This window comes from Pseudoalteromonas sp. Z1A6, from assembly GCF_011378745.1.
In the GTDB taxonomy this organism is placed as follows: domain Bacteria; phylum Pseudomonadota; class Gammaproteobacteria; order Enterobacterales; family Alteromonadaceae; genus Pseudoalteromonas; species Pseudoalteromonas arctica.
This window is the reverse complement of record NZ_WTKW01000617.1, coordinates 1-1,177: the sequence shown is the minus strand read 5'-3', so window position 1 is coordinate 1,177 and position 1,177 is coordinate 1. Positions and strand designations below refer to the sequence as shown.

The 1,177-nt window shown below is 34.3% G+C and carries 1 protein-coding gene; it reads right to left on the bottom strand.

Translation table 11 applies throughout. From position 1 onward, the window contains the following. Positions 1 to 345: 345 nt before the first annotated feature. A complete protein-coding gene (locus tag GQR46_RS19925) occupies positions 346 to 993 on the bottom strand; it encodes an Abi family protein (protein ID WP_165742261.1) in 648 nt (215 codons plus the stop codon). Between the last annotated feature and the right edge of the window lie 184 nt (positions 994 to 1,177).

Below are 1,177 nucleotides of genomic sequence, written 5' to 3'. Positions count from 1 at the left end.
GCTACTGGCCTTCAATTAAAACCGTCAACGTATTTTAGGACGGGACACGTTGTAAAAACTAGCTCGGAGTATTTACTTTGGCTAATAAATTACACTCGTGGATTTCTAGCATTCCTCTAGACAGCTTTCAACTAAGATTGTACTTTCCGCTCGCTACAAATAGTCAAGTGTGTGAGCTAATCAACTGTATCCGCTCAATCTTCAAAACTATGAGAGGAAAAATATTAATGAGCCTATGTACTTTGTTTTGGTGAGAGATCTTTGGGCATAGATGGAGTTATGACTTTTTCTCATTTTTTAGACTCAGTTTTCCCTTTTATGTGCCAAATAAATTTTTTAATACTTTCATATAACTGGGTTCAAAAGTAAATTATTAACCTTTTCTATTTCATCCAACCATATTTTTGTTTCTTTACATCGCATTGCCACAGTAGTTTCAATTAAAGGATAAATATCAAGTAACTTATTGTGATTGAAAATAGGCTCATGATGAGCGATTCGATTTCTTATTTTTCTTATTACAAAGCAAGCTTCTTTTAATAGCGTTCTAATTTGCGCCGCAGTTAGGTTATCAGCATTTGGAAATGCAGTCTGAATATGAACGTTCCAAATACGCCCATCATGCCTTCGCGTTAGCATTTCTTCCCACCAAGATAACTTTAACTCTGGTAACACCTTGCCTAACCCTTGGTAATTATTGCTAACAATGCTTAATAGCTCTCTTTTATTTTTATAAGCCAGTGAGTTTTGAAATACCGTATTAATAGGCCAATCAGTACCATATCTTTTTGCAATAGCTTCACTAATAGCATTACGTAATACCACTTCATATATATGTAAAGGAAATAAAAAATCAGATGATAAATTTGCATTCCATTCATATAGCGAGAGAGCTTTTATACCGCAATCAACACCAGTACTCGCAATGACAGCATTTCTGTATGTTGTAAATCGACTAATTGATATGGTCTTTTCAATTGCTTTGTATCGCATTAACTTTCCATCTTATAAGTTTTTCTTTATCTTTGGTTGATCATAATACATTTTCTGGTAATATGTTTATTGAGAGCTTTGGATATCCCTGCTTATGCAGCCCACCAAAGACAAAAGATAAAGAATAAACCCATGCTTAGGCGTGGGTTTTTTCGTTCTGATGCCAGTTGCTTGAGTTTAAATT